Raw genomic sequence first — 15770 nt, 5'->3', positions numbered from 1 at the left:
GACGACACCGTTGCGTGTGAGACAATGGCCGCAAAGTAAACCGCCACGTGAGGAGGCCCCATGCGCCGCCGTTGCGTCGTCTCGCTTGCCCTTGTCGCCGCGCTGTCCCTCTCGCTTGCCGGGTGCCTTGGGCTAGGCGAGCAGAACGGCGGCTCCGACGACCCCACGGGCGCGGTCCTCGACCTGGCCGAGAACGCCACCGAGGTCGCGCGCACGGTCGGGGACATCGACTGGGGCAAGACCGTCCGCGCCGTGGTGCGCGACGCCGCGACCGGCGAGGAGCTCGCCGAGGTCACGGACCAGGCGCGGATCGAAGAGCTCTTCTCGCCCCTCTCGCAGGTGAGCGGCATGGCGCCCGCGCCGGACGCGCCGGAGGAGTACGTCGTGGAGGTCTGGGAGCCCGAGACCGTCAGGCTGGGGCAGTCCGCGGACGACGTGGGCGAGTACAAGGGCCTTGAGGTCGTCACCTACGAGGGCTCCGACGTGGTCACGCTCAGGGTGGTGCCCATCAGCCTCTCGGTCAACCTCACGAGCGAGGGCGGCGTGGCCGACGCCGTCCGTGCGCTGGTGCGCTAGTCCCCCGCTCCGCCCAAGGGCCCCTCGGGAGCGGGCGCGCCATCGGCCGCGCCGGCACGCTCCCTCCATGCACTCGGAGACTTGCCCAGGACGGACGTGAAGGCATGACAGAACGCCGAGATGCTCGGATAGCCGAGAAGTGCGGCGACCTCGGCAACAGCGAGGCTCTCGTCCCCAAGGAGACGGCACGCCCGCTCCAGCCTCAGCTTTCGCGCATACGCGCCCACGCTCAGCCCCGTCTCACGCTTGAACACCTCGCAAAGTCGCGACCTGCTCACGTAGAGCTCTCGCGCAAGCCCGCCAACGGAGGGGGGCACGCCCGCCCCCTCGATGGCGGCAGACACGATCTCCCGCGCCCGTCGCGCAAGCCCCTCCGTTTCCGACTCCCCATGACGCGACGCGCGGCCCGAGGCGAGCTGCGCCATAAGGGCGGTAACGCTTGAGAGGAGTCCGAGCCCACAGCCATGGTGGAGCGGAGCGCGCGAGGGAATGGCGTCAAGCGCCCGCCGGATGGCGAGCTCTGCGCCCTCGTCCCAGGCGCCGCCAAAGGCCGAGAAGAGCCCGCGGAACTCCCCCGGATAGCGACGCTCCAGCTCGTCGAAGAGGTCTGGCAGAAAGATGATGGAGCGAGAACGGTAGACGTGGCCGGCGAGCAGGCGGCTTGAGAGCGAGCGGGGGCCGTGCTCGACAAACGTGGCGACCTCGTCCCGCAGACGGCGGCCATCGCAGCCGAGAAGGTGCATCGGGAGACCGCAGTCCCGAGAGCACGCCACCGCGTCGTCTCCCATCGTGCAGGCACAGGCGTACGGCCCGAGCGACCCCTCGAAGAGCGGCATGTCCTCAAGCGGGATGACGTCGTGACAGAGCACGAGGCAATGCGGCGACGGCGCGCAGAGCCACATCGAGCCCGTCGCCACGGAGCTGCACGCCTCGCCCACCCAGATGCCACCGCGCCGTTCGAGCCGTATGCCAAGCTGCTCGACCTGCGGCTCGAAGAGCGCGGCGAGCTCTCGGGGAATGTCGCCCATGCCCGTCATCTTGAGGGTTCGTCCATCTCCCTTGAGGAATCGTCCGATGTTAGTTAGCCACAGCTAACAATCAACGGCTCCCATGATACGGTGCGGCGGAACGTCAATCAAGACTCGAGGACAGGGAGGCTTCGATGTCTGACTCTCAAGTGACCGGGACGGGCGGCGCCCGCGGCAAGGGCGCCGTGAGCCGCCTGCTCGCCTTCGCCGGTCCGCGCCGAGCGCTCACGTACCTGGGCTGCGCGCTCTCGGCGGTATCTATGCTCGTGAGCTTTGGCCCGTACGTCTGCGTCTGGCTCGTGGCGCGCGACCTCATCGCCGTGGCGCCCGACTGGGGCGCGGCCACCGGAATCGCCGCGTACGGCTGGTGGGCGTTCGGCCTTGCGGCCGCGAGCATCCTTCTCTACTTCGCCGGCCTCATGTGCACGCACCTCGCGGCCTTCCGTTGCGCGTCCAACATGCGCAAGCGCACCACGGACCACCTCATGCACGCGAGCCTCGGCTACTTCGACACGCACGCGAGCGGCGCGCTTCGCCGCATCGTGGACGGCTGCGCCGCCGAGACCGAGGGGCTGCTTGCCCACAAGCTCCCGGACACCGCGGGCAGCATCGCCATGATCTTGGGCATGCTGGTGCTGTTCTTCGTCTTTGACTGGCGGCTCGGTCTCGCGTGCCTTGTCGCGGTGATCATCTCGCTCGGCTGCATGTTCTACATGATGGGCGGGCGTGGCATGGACTTCATGACGCGCTACATGGAGTCGCTCGTCAAGATGAACAAGACCGGCACCGAGTACGTGCGCGGCATCCCCGTGGTCAAGGTGTTCCAGCAGACGGTCTACAGCTTCCGCGCGTTCCATGACGCCATCGAGGAGTTCACGCGGCTCGCGCAGGACTACGCCGTCAAGTGGTGCCAGACGCCGCAGTCGCTCTCGCTCACCATCATCAACGGAGTCGCGATCTTCCTCGTGCCGGTGGCGATCCTCGTTGCGCCCGGCGAGGGGGACTTTGCGCGCTTTTTGGCCAACGTCGCGTTCTACGCGATCTTCTCGGCCGTGATCCCCACCGCGATGACGCGCGTGATGTTCATGTCCGAGGCGTTCCAGTCGGCGGCGGACGCCGTCAGCCGCGTGGACGAGGTGCTCGCGGCGCCCGTGATCGCCGCTCCCGCCGCGCCTCGCGCGCCCGAGGGCAATGCCATCAGCTTCGAGGACGTGACCTTCTCCTACGAGGGTTCGGACGCCCCGGCGCTCGACCACGTGAGCTTTGAGGTGCCCGCCGGCGCGACGGTGGCGCTCGTGGGCCCCTCCGGCGGCGGCAAGACCACGGCGGCGAGCCTCGTGCCGCGCTTCTGGGACGTGGACTCGGGGCGCGTGACGCTCGGCGGCGTGGACGTGCGCCAGATGGACCCGCACGACCTCATGGACCGCGTGGCCTTTGTCTTCCAGGCCAACCGGCCCTTCCGCCAGACGATCCTGGAGAACGTGCGCGCCGCGCGCCCCGAGGCCACCCGCGAGGAGGCGCTCGCCGCCCTTGAGGCCGCCCAGTGCGCGGACATCCTGGAGAAGCTGCCCCAGGGCGCCGACACGCTCGTGGGGACGGGCGGGACGCACCTCTCCGGCGGCGAGGTGCAGCGCCTCATGATCGCCCGCGCCATCCTGAAGGATGCTCCCGTGGTGGTGCTCGACGAGGCGACGGCCTTCGCCGACCCGGAGAACGAGGTCAAGATCCAGGCCGCCTTCAAGCGCCTCGCCCGCGGGCGCAATGGTTCGCCCCGCACCGTCCTCATGATCGCGCACCGCCTCTCCACGGTGCGGAACGCCGACAAGATCGTGGTGCTCGATGCCGGGCGCGTGGTCGAGCAGGGCACGCACGACGAGCTGCTGGCGGCGGGCGGCCTCTACGCCCGCATGTGGGCCGACTACGAGAAGTCCGTGAGCTGGCGCATCACGAGCGGTGAGACAAAGGGGACAGCGTGCAAGGGGGACAGTCACTTTCGCACGAGCTCGCCGTGCGAAAGTGACTGTCCCCCTTGCACGGTCTCACGGGAGGTTGAGTAGATGAGCATCAAGGAGAAGTACGCCCTCACCGACGAGGGCGTGAGGAACGTCAAGCGCGGCGCCGCATGGACGGCCGTGGCCAACCTCGCCGTCTTCGCGGGCGTGGGCATGACCTACCTCGCCATGGAGGCGTTCGTGGCGCACCTCACCGAGGGCGCGCCGCTGCCTGGGCTCGCACCCTACGCGGCAGGGCTCGTGGCCTTCATCGTCGTCCTCTTCATCGCGGAGTACCAGGCCTACTACTACCAGTACGGTGTCATCTACAAGGAGAGCGGCCGGCAGCGCATCGGTCTCGCCGAGCGCCTGCGCAAGCTGCCCCTGGGCTTCTTCGGCCGCCGCGACCTCGCCGACCTCACCGAGACCCTCATGACCGACGTCAAGACCACCGAGCACGCCTACAGCCACGTTCTGCCCGAGCTCTACGGCGCCTACATCACGCTCGCCGTGGCGGCCGTCTGCCTGTTCTCCTTTGACTGGCGGCTCGCGCTCGCGTCGCTCTGGAGCTGCCCGGTGGGGCTCGCCATCCTCTTCGGCGCGCGCCGCGCGCTCCAGCCCATGATGGAGGCCACGCGCATGCGCGGCCTTGCCACCTCGGAGGACATCCAGGAGGCGCTTGAGTGCGTGCGCGAGGTGCGCGCGACCAACCAAGAGGAGCGCTACCTCGAGCACATCCATGCGGACGTCGACGCCGCGGAGCGCCAGGCCGCCCGCTCGGAGATCGCGTGCGGCATCGCCGTCAACGGAGCCCAGATCGTGCTGCGCCTGGGCCTTGCCACCACGGTACTCGTGGGCGCCTCGCTCATCCTGGAGGGCTCCTGCACGTTCATGACACTCTTCGCGTTCCTCCTGGTGGTGAGCCGCATCTACGCACCCTTCGACCAGTGCCTCATGCTCATCGCCGAGCTCTTCTCGGCCAAGACGGCCGCAGCGCGCATGAAGAGCTTCTACGAGGAGCCGCTCGCGCAGGGCGGCGAGAAGTACGAGCCGGCAGGTCATGACGTCGCCTTCGAGGACGTGTCCTTCTCCTATGACGGCGGCGAGAAGGTCCTCGACGGCGTGACGTTCACGGCGCGCGAGGGCGAGGTCACGGCGCTCGTGGGACCGTCCGGCTCCGGCAAGTCCACCTGCGCCCGCCTGGCCGCGCGCCTGTGGGACGCCGACGCGGGCCGCGTCACCGTGGGCGGCGTGGACGTGGCGGCCGTGGACTCCGAGGTCCTTCTCGCCGACTTCTCCGTGGTCTTCCAGGACGTGCTGCTCTTTGACGACACGGTGATGGGCAACATCCGCCTGGGACGCCGCGGTGCCACCGACGAGGAGGTGCTCGCGGCGGCGCGGGCGGCCAACTGCGACGAGTTCGTAAGCCGCCTGCCGCAGGGCTACGACACGATGATCGGCGAGAACGGCGCGCGCCTCTCCGGCGGCGAGCGCCAGCGCATCTCCATCGCCCGGGCGCTGCTCAAGGATGCGCCCATCGTGCTGCTCGATGAGGCGACGGCGAGTCTGGACGTGGAAAACGAGACCGAGGTCCAGGATGCGCTCAGCCGCCTCCTCGCCGGCAAGACCGTCATCGTGATCGCGCACCGCATGCGCACCGTCATGAGCGCGGACAAGATCGTGGTGCTCGAGGACGGCCGCGTGGCCGAGCAGGGCTCGCCGGAGGAGCTGCTCGCCGCGGGCGGCCTCTTCGCCCGCATGGTGCGCCTGCAGACCGAGAGCGCGGACTGGGCGCTGTGATCCAAAAGGGGACAGCCCCTTTTGGACCATGGACAATATGTTAGCTCTGGTTTACTCTATGCTCACTAGAGTTAGTACTAGCTAACTATTGGAGGCGTATGGGTCAGGGAATGGACATCTGCCTTGCCATTGACGCCAGCGACGCCTCGCCTCAGGAGCATCTTGAGGCGAGGTTCGTGCGCTGTCTCGTCTGTCAGGCGGGCATCGTGCTTGCGGGACGCAAGCCCGCCGCAGTCTTTGGCTTTCGGATGCCGCCCGACGATGCCGCGCGCCCGGCATCCATGCGCCGCCTTCATGTAAAGACCCTCATAGGGACCTACGCGTGGCACCTCCGACGCTTCGGTGTGCGAGTCTCCCTGCTGGGATGGCGAGAAGGGCGAGCGATGCTGCTCGTCTGGCGCCCGCGCCACATCCGGCGCCTTCTCTCCGGCGCAGACGCGAGGCCGTTTCTCGCCAAGAACCGCCTCCCCTCTCGCAGCGGAGCACTCATGGGAGAGCTCCGGCGCCGCCTGCGCGCCTACTACGGCAACAGGGCCCCCTTTCCCCACGAGATCGGCTTTGTCCTCGGCTATCCCATCGAGGACGTCGACGGCTTCATGTCAGACGGGGGCCAGGGGGCTCGAGCGTGCGGACGTTGGAAGGTCTACGGAGACGTAGACGAGGCGCTGCGGCGCTTCAAGGAGCTCGAGCGCGAGGAGCTCAAGATCAAGAGGCTCTACTCCGAGGGAACGCCCCTGCGGGGGCTTCTCCGGATGGCAACGGCATAACAGGGGCGGCTGAGCCCGCACGACGGAGGGAGACTTCCATGAGCAAGAACATCGCGATCGTGTACTGGACGGGAACGGGCAACACCGAGGAGATGGCCCATGCGCTCGAGGCGGGCATCGCCGACGCGGGGGCCGAAGCTCGCGTCGTGCCCGTCGCAGACTTCTCGGCGGAAGATGTGCCCAACTATGACGCGCTCGCCTTTGGCTGCCCCGCCATGGGCGCCGAGGAGCTGGAGTCCGACGAGTTCGAGCCCGTCTGGGAGGCGTGCGTGGGCGCGCTGGGCGACAAGCCCGTGGTGCTGTTCGGCAGCTACGGCTGGGGCACCGGCGAGTGGATGGAGACCTGGCGGGCAGACGCGGAGAGGGCTGGCGTGAACGTAGTCTGCACCGTGATCGCCAACGAGGCCCCCGATGACGATGCCGTCGCCGAGCTCGAGGCGGCCGCAAGGAGCCTCGTCGAGGCGTGATGGCTCAAGCCGAGGTCCCGGAGCCGAGAGGGCTCCGGGACCATCTGACGCCCGCGATGGATGGGATGCGCCATGCCGTTGACGCTCGTTCTTCTCGCCCTGGGACTCCTGGGCTCGCTTCTCATGTTTGCCGGGGACATGCTGCTCTACTTCACGCCCGGCGCCTACGACATGGACGGGACGCTCAGGCCGTACATGCGCATCATGCGCGACGTGCCCGCCGGTCGCGTGCGCCTTGGAGGAGTGCTTGGGCCGGTCGCGGCGTTCCTGTACGTGCTCGGATTTGCCGGGCTTGCGCTCGTCGCGCGCGGAGAGATGGACTGGCTCGTCTGGCTGGCCGCGGCGCTGCTCGCCCTTGCCCTCATCTGCGGCGGCGCCTATCACGCCCAGTATGTCTATCTCTCCGTCATCGCCAAGGCAGGGCGAGAAGAGCTGTATGACGAGGTCGCTGGCAACATCATGTTTGTCATGCGGTTTGCCACCGTACCCATGTACCTGGGCTTTGTTGTGCTCGGCGTTGCCATAGTGCTGGGACAGACGGTCTTTCCCGCGTGGTTTGTCGTCCTCACGCCGCTGGTCACGAGCTTTCTCGGCCTTGCGTGGATGCGCGTGCCGCAGCCGGCGCGCTGCGTCCTCTTTGGCGGGTGGAGCAACCTCGTCTTCACGGTCATGTTCGCCGCGATGGTTCTTGCCCTCAGACTTCCGTGAGGTGATGGCGCCTACCGAGAGAGCGCCCTCAACTTACGAACACCGGCCTCGAAACAGTCTGCCATGTAGTCGATGGACGCCTCGGATATGCCGTCCGCTCGGGCCTGCCTGCGCCAACCAGAGAGGGCCGACGCCATACGGGACGCGACGTCACGCGCCTCGGCGAGACTCAGACGGAAGAAGTCGAGAACCTCGAACGCCAGCTCCGGTTCTGCTTCACGCGCGCCGAACTCGAGGCCAGTCGCGAGGAACTTGGGCTCGGAGCCTGGCGTGGGGTTCACGTCGAATGCGGGCGAGAGCCTCCAGCCGGACGTCTCCCGGAGTGAAAAGTCCCCGGGCCGAGCGGCATGTCCGGCGCTAGTGTGAAGGCGCGGGCGTCATCCAGATAAGAGGTCGCATAAGAGAAGGTCGCCGTCTCATCGCCGTGACGAACGTTTTGATACAGCCTTCCCGCCAGGACGTCCTCGCCCTCGATCTGAACGGTAACGTCGAGCTGCATGCCCTCACCTCCTCACGCGCTTGGGCACGTCCTGCTCCGCCCGTGCACGGCCGATAGGCGTGTTCAGCGGGTCGGTTGCGTCCTCGACGCCCTGCAGCAAACCCAGAATGCGAGCAACGCGCAGGAAGTTCTGAGAGCCCGTGATGACAAACTGCCCGAGCTGTCCCGACTCGTCGACGACCCCCTGCAGATACGAGAAGAGCTCTGGGACGCGCTGCGCCTCGTCAAAGATGACGTGCGACCCATGACGTCTGAGAAAGGTCACCGGATCATCCTCGAACGAACTCCGGACATCAGGATTCTCGAAGGATAGATACTCGTAATCAGGGAAGGAGCTCTTGGCAAGGGTGCTCTTACCGCTCTGCCTGGGACCGGTAATCGACACGATGGGATACTGCCCGGCGAGCTCGAGCAGCTTTGCCGTCATCTCACGTTCGATCATATTGGCCCCCTTCCCTGTCGTCTACCCGATACTGGTCAATTATCGCATGTTCTACTAGTCGATTACCGCAAGTTCTGGTGGCCTATTGGCGCAATTCGCTGGTGGGGCTCTTCGTGAGGCAGCCGCCGCGCGTCATCTTGATGGGCCGGGCAGACAATGCCCAGCTCCATGCGGAGGGAGACGCCGCGCAGCACCTCGTCGCCACCCTCGGCATACGAGAAGCGTACGTCGCGGAGCTCGACGCCCTTCTCGCCAGCCCCTCCCGAGCCCGGCCTACCGCCCGATCTCCTCCAGCAGCTGCGCCACGCCCTTCTTGCCAAAGGTCACGTGCTCGCGACCGTCCGCATGGCGGATGACCACGCACGGCACGCTCATGGCGCGGTAGCGGTCGCGCAGCGCGCCGAAGTGCGCCACGTCGTAGGCCTCCGCAGTCACGCGCGGGCTGAGCGCGGCGATGCGCTGCGCGGCCACCACGGTGTCCGGGCACATCGTGCACGAGAGCGAGACGAGCAGCGTGATCTGCAGGTCCTCGGCGATTCCTTCCGCCGCGGCGCGGTCCGCGTCCGCGATGGGCTGCCCGGGGCCGGCCGCGTTGTAGAGCCCGAGCACGAAGCTCGTGAACTCGTGGCCGCCCGGCACGCCGTGGAAGGCAAGGCCCGTCCACGCGCCGTCCTCGCGGCACACGCGCACGCAGGGCAGCTCCTCGGCGGGCAGCTCGCCCGCGGGCGCCACCTCCACAGAGAGCCTGTCCGTGAGCGCGGCCAGCTCCTCCATGTAGGCCCGAAGCTCGGCCGAGACCGGACCATCGTCGAGGTGCAGTCGCAGGACGAGCGGGCGCTCCATGCGCGAGAAGACCGCGTCGAGCTGCGCCCTCATCTCCGGCGTGAGGAGCGACCCGTCGTCCTGGGCGGCCGGGCGCTCCCCCTTCGGCTCCTCGGAGGCACGCGGGCGCGACGCCGGCGCCTGGGGCACGAGGCCCGTGCGCTCCTGCGCGGCCTTGAGGTAGCGCTCCATGTCCGTCGCGGTCTGGGCGGCCTGCCCCACGGCCGTCGCCACCTGGCGCAGCGTCTTCACGCAGACGTCGCCCGCGGCAAAGAGGCCGTCCGCCGAGGTCATCTGGCGCTCGTCGGTGAGGACGTACCCGCGCTCGTCGAGCTCGGCTATCCCGCGCACGAGCCCCGTCGCCGGCGCGTAGCCCACAAAGACGAAGATGCCGAGGGTCTCGCCCGCCGGAGCCTCGTAGCTGGTCTCCCCGCCGGTGCGCGTGTTGCGGTAGCGCAGGTACCGGAGCCCGACCTCGTCGCCGCCCGCCTCCACGAGCTCGCTGTTGTAGAGCACGTCGATCTTGGGGTGGCTCTTCGCGGGCTCGGCCGCGGCGGGCGCGCAGGTGAAGTCGTCCTCGCGCACGAGCACGGTCACGTGGCTCGCGTACTTGGTGAGAAAGACGCTCTCCTCGGCCGCGGCGAAGCCGCCGCCCACCACAAAGACCCGCTTTCCCGTGAAGAACTCGCCGTCGCAGGTGGCGCAGTAGGCCACGCCGCGCCCGCGGAACTCCTCCTCGCCGGCAAACCCCAGGCGGCGCGGGCTCGCCCCGGTGGCGAGAAGGACCGCGAGGCAGGAGAGCTCCCCGCGCGAGGTGCTCACGCGCTTGACGTCGCCCGCCAGGTCGAGCCCCGTCACCTCGGCGAGCAGGAACTCCGCGCCGAACGACTCGGCCTGCCGCCTCATGGTCTCGGTGAGCTCGGCGCCGCTCGCGGAGAGGACGCCGGGGTAGTTCACCACCTCGCTCGTGATGGTGATCTGTCCGCCGAACGTCTCGCGCTCGACCACGAGCACGCGGTAGCGCGCCCGCGCAAGGTAGAGGGCCGCCGTGAGACCGGCCGGGCCGCCGCCGATGATGACGGCGTCGTAGAGGCTCTTGGGGTCGGGCCGGGCCGCCACGTTCTTCTCGCTCGCATTCTTTTCGCCAAGGTTCTTCTCGCTCATTCTTTGCTCCTTATGTACGAGGGCCGCGGCCGGATGCCCGGTCGCGGCCCTGTCCGAGTCTTCGTGCACAGCGTGCGCCTACAGCTGGCCCACCAGGTCGAGGCTGGGCCTCAGCGTCTCGGCGCCCGGCTGCCACTTGGCGGGGCAGACCTGGTCGCCGTGCTCGGCCACGAACTTGGCGGCCTGGACCAGGCGCAGCAGCTCCTTGGCGTTGCGGCCGATGCCGCCGGCCGTGACCTCGTAGACCTGGACGCGCCCCTCGGGGTCCACGATGAAGGCGCCGCGCTCGGCGAGGCCGTCGTCCTCGATCAGGACCTCGAAGTCGCGCGCGAGGACGTGCGCCGGGTCCGCCAGCATGGGGTAGGTGACCTTGCCCACGCGCTCGGACTCGTCGTGCCACGCCTTGTGCACGAAGTGGGTGTCGCAGCTCACGGAGTAGACCTCGCAGCCCTCGGCCTTGAAGGCGTCGTAGTTCTCTGCCAGCTCCTCGAGCTCGGTGGGGCAGACAAAGGTAAAGTCGGCGGGATAGAAGAAGAACAGGCTCCAGTGCCCGAGGGCGTCCGCCTTGGAGACGGTGTGGAAGCCGCCGTTCTGATAGGCCTGGACGGTGAAGTCGGAGATCTCCTTGTTGATGAGGGACATGCTTGGCTCCTTTGATTGGTGGCTGCCCGTTGGGGCTTGCTCAAGCGATACCCTTCTGGCCGCATTTCTGACTCGAGAGTTTGATTAGGCTTACTTTTAGCCCATACCACACGGGTTCTTCACAACTTGTGGCCGCGCGCAGGCCGTGGACGCTCCGGCGAGCAGAACCGTCCAGAACCCGCGCGCTATCCCACCACGTGGTAGCCGGCGGACTCCACGGCAGCCGCAAGCGCGGCGGGGTCGATCGGGTCCTTGGAGAGCACGCGCACGCGGTCGGGCAGGCTCGCGCGCGCCCACACGCCGCCGAGCCCGTCGAGCGCGGTCTCCACGACAGCGAGGCAGTGGTCGCAGTGCATGCCCTCGACGGTGAGGTCGACGGCGTAGGGGTAGTGGTCCTCGTTGGTGTCCGGCACCGTGGGGCGCGCGACATGCGACTCTCCCCCGCCCCCGCACCCGCACCCGCAGCCGCCCCGACGGAGCGTCCGCAGGTAGCGGCGGGCGGCGAGAAGAACGACCGCCGCCACGGCCAGGACGATGATGACGTTGATCATGGCAACCTCCCCTTACGGGCCCGCGCTCTTCTTACCCGCCGCTCATGCCTCGGCCGGCGCGCGGCGGGTCTTCACGCCGAAGCAGAAGTACAGGATGTGGAACGCCCACACGCACGCGAGGACGATCTGCCCCACCCGCACCTGGCGCATCATGACAAAGCCGATGGTCATGAGCAGGGTCACCGTAACCATCACGCGGATCTTGGTGGCCCAGTCCATCCCCTGGCCCGCCGCGTAGCTCTCGAGGTTCCTCTTGTAGAGCCTGGTGCCGCAGAACCACGCGTGCAGTCGTTCCGAGCTCTTGGCAAAGCAGAACGCCGCGAGCATCAGAAACGGGAACGCCGGCAGCAGCGGCACCACCGCTCCGATGGCTCCCAGCACGAGCCCCACGCAGCCCAGCGCAACGAGCAGAACCTTCTTCACCTTCATGTGTCTCCTTTCGATGTGCGCAACTGCCCCTGACGTGCAAAGGTGCCTGTCACTTTTGCACGGGCGTGCAAAAGTGACAGGCACCTTTGCACGTCTCGATAACGTGACGGACGGCCGCCACGGGGTGATGGAAGATCATCCGCGGTCCCGAGAAGCGCATCACCTCGCGGATCTTCTCGCGCATCTCAGGCCGGTAGCAGTGCACACGGCAGCTCGAGCAGAAGGTCTTGGTCTCCATGAAGGGGCAGCGATCGCTGCGCTGCCGCGCGTACTCCGCGAGCTCGGCACACTCCGGGCAGAGCTCGCCCGCGTGCGTGCCGTGGCGCTTGCGGCAGTAAAGCGCAATCATCTCGGACACCATGCGATTCTCGCGCTCGCGCTTGGCCGTCACGCGCGCGGTGTCGGGCGTGCGCGCCATCAGCTGACCCTCCCGTTCTCAACGGAGACCACGGTGTCGGCGATTCGCATCGTGGACGGCCTGTGGGAGACAAGAAGCACCGTCCGCCCGGCGCGCTCCTCGGCAATGGAGCGCAGGATGACGGCCTCGTTCAGGCTGTCGAGGTTGCTCGTGGGCTCGTCGAGCAGCATGAAGGGGGCGTCGTGAAGAAAGGCGCGCGCAAGTCCCAGGCGCTGGCGCTCGCCGCCGGAGAGGGTGTCGCCGAGCTCGCCGACGGGCGTGTCGTAGCCGACCGGCAGGCTCATCACGAAGTTGTGGACCGACGCCTTGCGGCAGGCTGCCTCGATCTGATCGTCCGTGGCGTCGAGCCGCGCGATGCGCAGGTTGTTGCGGATGCTGTCGTGGAAGAGGTGCGTCTCCTGCGTGACGAGGGACTCCAGCTCGCGCAAGTTGGCCGTGTTCACACGCCGCACGTCGCGCCCGGAGACCGTGACGCTTCCCTCGCCCGCATCCCAGAACCGCATGAACAGGCGCAGCAGCGTGGACTTGCCGGAGCCGGAGCGCCCGGTGATGCCCACGACCCTGCCGGCGGGCGCCTCGAGCGAGACGTCCATGAGCACGCGCTCGTCTCCGTAGGAGAAGCCCACGTGGCTGGCCGCGGCGCCGTCAAAGCCCACCTGTTCCTGGCCCGTGACCTCCGGCGTGACCGGCTCCTCGTCCAGGATGGCGAGCACGCGCTCCCCCGCCGCGAGGGTGGGCTGCAGCGTGGAGCCCAGGTTCGCGAGCGCCACCGCCGGGCCAAAGGAGCTCATGAGCGCGAGCACGGGAATGAGGACGCCGTCAAAGCCCACGGCACCGGCGCGGTGAAGCGCCGCCGCCACGAGCAGCATGGCCAGGTCGCAGGCGAGAATGACCGTGTTGGTGAGCGCCGTGGCACGACCGGTGGAGCGCTTCATGCGCTCCTCGTCCGCGGCGAGCGCGCGGGACCGCTCGTCCATCTGGGTCAGACGGGAGGCGCCGGCGCCGTACTGCAGGATCTCGTCCAGGCCGCGCAGGCTCTCCAGCACGAAGCTCGAGAGCTCGCCCGCGCCGGCGCGGAAACGTGCGCCGGCGTCCCCGGCCAGGCGCGCAGCAACGAGCGGGCACGCCACGCCCACGGCGAGGTACGACACCGCTGCCACGACGGCGAGCAGCGGGTGGAAGCTTCCGATGAAGGCGCAGGCCCCCGCGCAGAAGGTGAGCGCAATCGCGGCGGGCGAGATGGTGTGCGCGTAGAAGACCTCGAGGAGCTCGATGTCCGAGGTGATGAGTGAGATGAGGTCGCCACGGTCGCGCCCCTCGAGCTTGGCCGGGGCAAGACGCCGCAGCGCCCGGAACACGCGGTCGCGGACGAGCGCGAGCAGCTTGAACGCGATGAAGTGGTTGCACGCCTGCTCGCCGTAGCGCAAAAGGCCGCGCGCCACGGCGCAGACCGCCATCGCCACGATGAGGCCACCAAGCGGGGCCGCCGCGCCGCCCGCGAGCACCGCGAGCACGCCGTAGCCGCCGAGCACCGTAATCGCCGCCGCGCACAGGTGGCCGAGAAGCCCCATGAGGATGGCCAGCACCATGAACCCCGTGAGCGGCCGCACCAGCCCCACGAGCCGAAGCATCACCCTCATGCGACCATCCCCCTCGTCTCGCCGTATTCCTCGAGCTCGCGCTGGGCGCGCCAGAGCGTGGCGTAGCGGCCGCCCGCGGCAACGAGCTCGTCGTGGCGCCCGTGCTCCACCACGCGTCCGCCGTCGAGCACGAAGATCTCGTCCGCCTCCACCACGTTGGCCAGGCGGTGCGAGATGAGGATCACCGTCGCGCGCCCGGCCAGCCCGCGCACGGCCGCCATGATGGCGTCCTCGCTCTCCGCGTCCACGTTGGAGGTGGCCTCGTCAAAGACGTAGACCGGCGTCTCGTGCAAGAGCGCGCGGGCGATGGCCAGGCGCTGGCGCTGGCCGCCGGAGAGGTTGGAGCCGCGCTCCGCGAGCGCCGTGTCCAGGCCGGTCTCGGCGCGCAGGAAGTCCGCGAGGCGCGTGGCCTCGAGCGCGGCCCAGAGCGCGCCGTCTGTCGCCCCCGGCGCCGCGACCAGCAGGTTCTCCCGCACCGTTCCCTTGAAGAGGTAGCTCTCGTGCCCCACGTACGTCACGTGGGCAAGAAGGTCGGCCGCGTCGAGCGCGCCAACCTCCACGCCGCCCACCGTGAGTGACCCCCGATACCCGCGCAACCGCCCCAGCAGGAGCGCCGCGAGCGTGGACTTGCCACAGCCGGACTCGCCCACCACGGCCACGAAGCCGCCCGCCGGCACGTCGAGGCTCACGCCGGAGAGCACCTCGCGTTCGCCGTCGTAGGAGAAACGCAGGTCGCGGGCGCGCACGTCACGCCGCTCCGGAAACTCCTCCCCGCCCGCCGGCGGCTCCGGCAGGCCCAGCAGCCGGAAGATCTTCTCGCTCGCCGCCATGCCGTTCATGGCCACGTGAAAGAACGACCCCAGCTGGCGCATGGGGATGAAGTAGTCCGCCGCCAGCAGGATGATGGCGAGGCACCCGCCCAGGTCAACCGCGCCGGCAGCCATCTGCGTGAGCGCCACCGCCACGCCCGCGGCTGCCCCACCGTACGCCACGAGGTCCATGATCGTGATGGAGTTGAGCTGCATCGTGAGCACGCGCATCGTGATGCGCCGGAACTTCTCGGCCTGCTCGTTCATCTCGGCCTGCTTGAACTCGTCGGCCTGGTAGACCTTGAGGGTGGTGAGGCCCTGAAGGTTCTCTAGGAAGGTGTCGCCGAGCTCGGTGTACTGGCCCCAGTAGCGGCCGAGCAGCCTCTTTGCCCAGGTCTGCACCGCCGCGATGGCCACCGGGATGAGCGGCACGCACACCAGAAGCACCACGGCCGCCGGCACGTTCACAAAGGCCAGGGCCACAAAGAGCGTGAGCGGCGCGAGCAGGGCGTAGAAGAACTGCGGCAGGTACGCGCCGAAGTAGGTCTCCAGCTGGTCGCACCCCTCCACCGCCACCTGCACGACCTCGGAGGTGCGCACGTTCTCGCGGTAGCTTGGTCCCAGGCGCAGGAGCTTCTCGTAGATGCGGTGACGCAGCGTGCGCTTGACCTCACGGCTGGCGAGAAACCCCATGCGCGCGGAGCCCACAGCGGCAAGTCCGCGCACGACGGCCGCCGCGACCACGCAGATGGCAAGAAGCACAAGGTCCTTCTCGCCCGCCGCGCCCGCCCAGAGCGCAGACAGCGTCCGGCAGATGACGAGCACCATGCCCATGTTGGCCACGAGCGACGCCCACTGGAGGGCCACGCTCGCACACACGTACCTCATGCTCCCCGGCACGACGCCGACGAGCCTCCGGTCGATCATCACGCGCTGCCGCTCCTCACGTCCGTTTTACATCTGTTAGGCAGAGTAAACTATCTTGTGAGAATTGTTAACTGCTGGAAACTCTAAGAC

Annotated in this window: 17 protein-coding genes; 6 read left to right on the top strand and 11 right to left on the bottom strand. The window is 68.4% G+C overall.

The features are described 5' to 3' along the window. Nucleotides 1-60: 60 nt before the first annotated feature. On the top strand, nucleotides 61-576 hold the full coding sequence (locus B5F84_RS01315; RefSeq protein WP_087319885.1) for a hypothetical protein: 516 nt from the start codon (nucleotides 61-63) through the stop codon (nucleotides 574-576). Here B5F84_RS01315 and B5F84_RS01310 read toward each other — a convergent pair. Further along, a complete protein-coding gene (locus B5F84_RS01310) occupies nucleotides 573-1604 on the bottom strand; it encodes an AraC family transcriptional regulator (RefSeq protein ID WP_239378160.1) in 1032 nt (343 codons plus the stop codon). The genes B5F84_RS01315 and B5F84_RS01310 overlap by 4 nt on opposite strands. A gap of 134 nt (nucleotides 1605-1738) precedes the next feature. Here B5F84_RS01310 and B5F84_RS01305 point away from each other — a divergent pair, with 134 nt between their 5' ends. From B5F84_RS01305 to B5F84_RS01285, 5 genes are all read left to right on the top strand, one after another. Beyond that, nucleotides 1739-3661, top strand: coding sequence for an ABC transporter ATP-binding protein (locus B5F84_RS01305; protein WP_204205468.1), 1923 nt, complete (start codon nucleotides 1739-1741; stop codon nucleotides 3659-3661). Next, complete coding sequence (locus tag B5F84_RS01300; RefSeq protein WP_087319882.1) at nucleotides 3662-5395, top strand: ABC transporter ATP-binding protein; 1734 nt, start codon at nucleotides 3662-3664, stop codon at nucleotides 5393-5395. Between the two features lie 98 nt (nucleotides 5396-5493). Next, nucleotides 5494-6162 (top strand): DUF3793 family protein, encoded by a 669-nt coding sequence (locus B5F84_RS01295; protein ID WP_087319880.1) that lies wholly within the window; start codon nucleotides 5494-5496, stop codon nucleotides 6160-6162. 38 nt (nucleotides 6163-6200) lie between these two features. Beyond that, nucleotides 6201-6629 carry a flavodoxin gene (locus tag B5F84_RS01290; protein ID WP_087319879.1) on the top strand — a complete coding sequence of 143 codons (429 nt, stop codon included), beginning with the start codon at nucleotides 6201-6203 and terminating at the stop codon, nucleotides 6627-6629. A 72-nt stretch (nucleotides 6630-6701) separates the two neighbouring features. Further along, a complete protein-coding gene (locus tag B5F84_RS01285; RefSeq protein WP_143786023.1) occupies nucleotides 6702-7337 on the top strand; it encodes a DUF6796 family protein in 636 nt (211 codons plus the stop codon). A gap of 11 nt (nucleotides 7338-7348) precedes the next feature. Here B5F84_RS01285 and B5F84_RS09540 read toward each other — a convergent pair whose 3' ends face one another. From B5F84_RS09540 to B5F84_RS01235, 10 genes are all read right to left on the bottom strand, one after another. Continuing rightward, the gene (locus B5F84_RS09540) at nucleotides 7349-7618 is read right to left on the bottom strand and encodes a hypothetical protein (protein ID WP_087319876.1); all 270 of its coding nucleotides are present in this window, start codon (nucleotides 7616-7618) and stop codon (nucleotides 7349-7351) included. Continuing rightward, complete coding sequence (locus B5F84_RS01275; RefSeq protein WP_087319875.1) at nucleotides 7615-7836, bottom strand: hypothetical protein; 222 nt, start codon at nucleotides 7834-7836, stop codon at nucleotides 7615-7617. Before B5F84_RS01275 ends, B5F84_RS09540 begins: the two co-directional genes overlap by 4 nt. Before the next feature lie 4 nt (nucleotides 7837-7840). Further along, on the bottom strand, nucleotides 7841-8278 hold the full coding sequence (locus B5F84_RS01270) for an AAA family ATPase (protein WP_239378159.1): 438 nt from the start codon (nucleotides 8276-8278) through the stop codon (nucleotides 7841-7843). 273 nt (nucleotides 8279-8551) lie between these two features. After that, entirely contained in the window at nucleotides 8552-10264 is a 1713-nt protein-coding gene (locus B5F84_RS01265; RefSeq protein WP_087319873.1) for an FAD-dependent oxidoreductase, read from the bottom strand. 78 nt (nucleotides 10265-10342) lie between these two features. Next, on the bottom strand, nucleotides 10343-10906 hold the full coding sequence (gene ahpC, locus B5F84_RS01260; RefSeq protein ID WP_087319871.1) for an alkyl hydroperoxide reductase subunit C: 564 nt from the start codon (nucleotides 10904-10906) through the stop codon (nucleotides 10343-10345). Nucleotides 10907-11091: 185 nt separating this feature from the next. Further along, a complete protein-coding gene (locus B5F84_RS01255; protein WP_087319869.1) occupies nucleotides 11092-11457 on the bottom strand; it encodes a heavy-metal-associated domain-containing protein in 366 nt (121 codons plus the stop codon). A gap of 42 nt (nucleotides 11458-11499) precedes the next feature. Next, nucleotides 11500-11886, bottom strand: a complete 387-nt coding sequence (locus B5F84_RS01250) for a YbaN family protein (RefSeq protein ID WP_087319867.1) — start codon at nucleotides 11884-11886, stop codon at nucleotides 11500-11502. Nucleotides 11887-11935: 49 nt separating this feature from the next. Continuing rightward, nucleotides 11936-12304 carry a nitrous oxide-stimulated promoter family protein gene (locus tag B5F84_RS01245; protein WP_087319865.1) on the bottom strand — a complete coding sequence of 123 codons (369 nt, stop codon included), beginning with the start codon at nucleotides 12302-12304 and terminating at the stop codon, nucleotides 11936-11938. Further along, entirely contained in the window at nucleotides 12304-13944 is a 1641-nt protein-coding gene (gene cydC, locus B5F84_RS01240; protein ID WP_343225118.1) for a thiol reductant ABC exporter subunit CydC, read from the bottom strand. Before cydC ends, B5F84_RS01245 begins: the two co-directional genes overlap by 1 nt. Further along, complete coding sequence (locus tag B5F84_RS01235; RefSeq protein WP_204205467.1) at nucleotides 13941-15680, bottom strand: ABC transporter ATP-binding protein/permease; 1740 nt, start codon at nucleotides 15678-15680, stop codon at nucleotides 13941-13943. Before B5F84_RS01235 ends, cydC begins: the two co-directional genes overlap by 4 nt. Nucleotides 15681-15770: the final 90 nt, after the last annotated feature.

It is taken from the genome of Olsenella sp. An290 (genome assembly GCF_002159535.1).
GTDB lineage: Bacteria > Actinomycetota > Coriobacteriia > Coriobacteriales > Atopobiaceae > Thermophilibacter.
The sequence above is the reverse complement of the archived record's forward strand: the minus strand, read 5'-3'. Positions and strand labels throughout refer to the sequence as shown.

What these genes read in the sequence shown, in the direction of transcription:
- B5F84_RS01315 (WP_087319885.1), top strand. Translation starts at nt 61, where the DNA reads ATGCGCCGCCGTTGCGTCGTCTCGCTTGCCCTTGTCGCCGCGCTGTCC.
- B5F84_RS01310 (WP_239378160.1), bottom strand. Translation starts at nt 1,604, where the DNA reads ATGGGCGACATTCCCCGAGAGCTCGCCGCGCTCTTCGAGCCGCAGGTC.
- B5F84_RS01305 (WP_204205468.1), top strand. Translation starts at nt 1,739, where the DNA reads ATGTCTGACTCTCAAGTGACCGGGACGGGCGGCGCCCGCGGCAAGGGC.
- B5F84_RS01300 (WP_087319882.1), top strand. Translation starts at nt 3,662, where the DNA reads ATGAGCATCAAGGAGAAGTACGCCCTCACCGACGAGGGCGTGAGGAAC.
- B5F84_RS01295 (WP_087319880.1), top strand. Translation starts at nt 5,494, where the DNA reads ATGGGTCAGGGAATGGACATCTGCCTTGCCATTGACGCCAGCGACGCC.
- B5F84_RS01290 (WP_087319879.1), top strand. Translation starts at nt 6,201, where the DNA reads ATGAGCAAGAACATCGCGATCGTGTACTGGACGGGAACGGGCAACACC.
- B5F84_RS01285 (WP_143786023.1), top strand. Translation starts at nt 6,702, where the DNA reads ATGCCGTTGACGCTCGTTCTTCTCGCCCTGGGACTCCTGGGCTCGCTT.
- B5F84_RS01275 (WP_087319875.1), bottom strand. Translation starts at nt 7,836, where the DNA reads ATGCAGCTCGACGTTACCGTTCAGATCGAGGGCGAGGACGTCCTGGCG.
- B5F84_RS01270 (WP_239378159.1), bottom strand. Translation starts at nt 8,278, where the DNA reads ATGATCGAACGTGAGATGACGGCAAAGCTGCTCGAGCTCGCCGGGCAG.
- B5F84_RS01265 (WP_087319873.1), bottom strand. Translation starts at nt 10,264, where the DNA reads ATGAGCGAGAAGAACCTTGGCGAAAAGAATGCGAGCGAGAAGAACGTG.
- ahpC (WP_087319871.1), bottom strand. Translation starts at nt 10,906, where the DNA reads ATGTCCCTCATCAACAAGGAGATCTCCGACTTCACCGTCCAGGCCTAT.
- B5F84_RS01255 (WP_087319869.1), bottom strand. Translation starts at nt 11,457, where the DNA reads ATGATCAACGTCATCATCGTCCTGGCCGTGGCGGCGGTCGTTCTTCTC.
- B5F84_RS01250 (WP_087319867.1), bottom strand. Translation starts at nt 11,886, where the DNA reads ATGAAGGTGAAGAAGGTTCTGCTCGTTGCGCTGGGCTGCGTGGGGCTC.
- B5F84_RS01245 (WP_087319865.1), bottom strand. Translation starts at nt 12,304, where the DNA reads ATGGCGCGCACGCCCGACACCGCGCGCGTGACGGCCAAGCGCGAGCGC.
- cydC (WP_343225118.1), bottom strand. Translation starts at nt 13,944, where the DNA reads ATGAGGGTGATGCTTCGGCTCGTGGGGCTGGTGCGGCCGCTCACGGGG.
- B5F84_RS01235 (WP_204205467.1), bottom strand. Translation starts at nt 15,680, where the DNA reads ATGATCGACCGGAGGCTCGTCGGCGTCGTGCCGGGGAGCATGAGGTAC.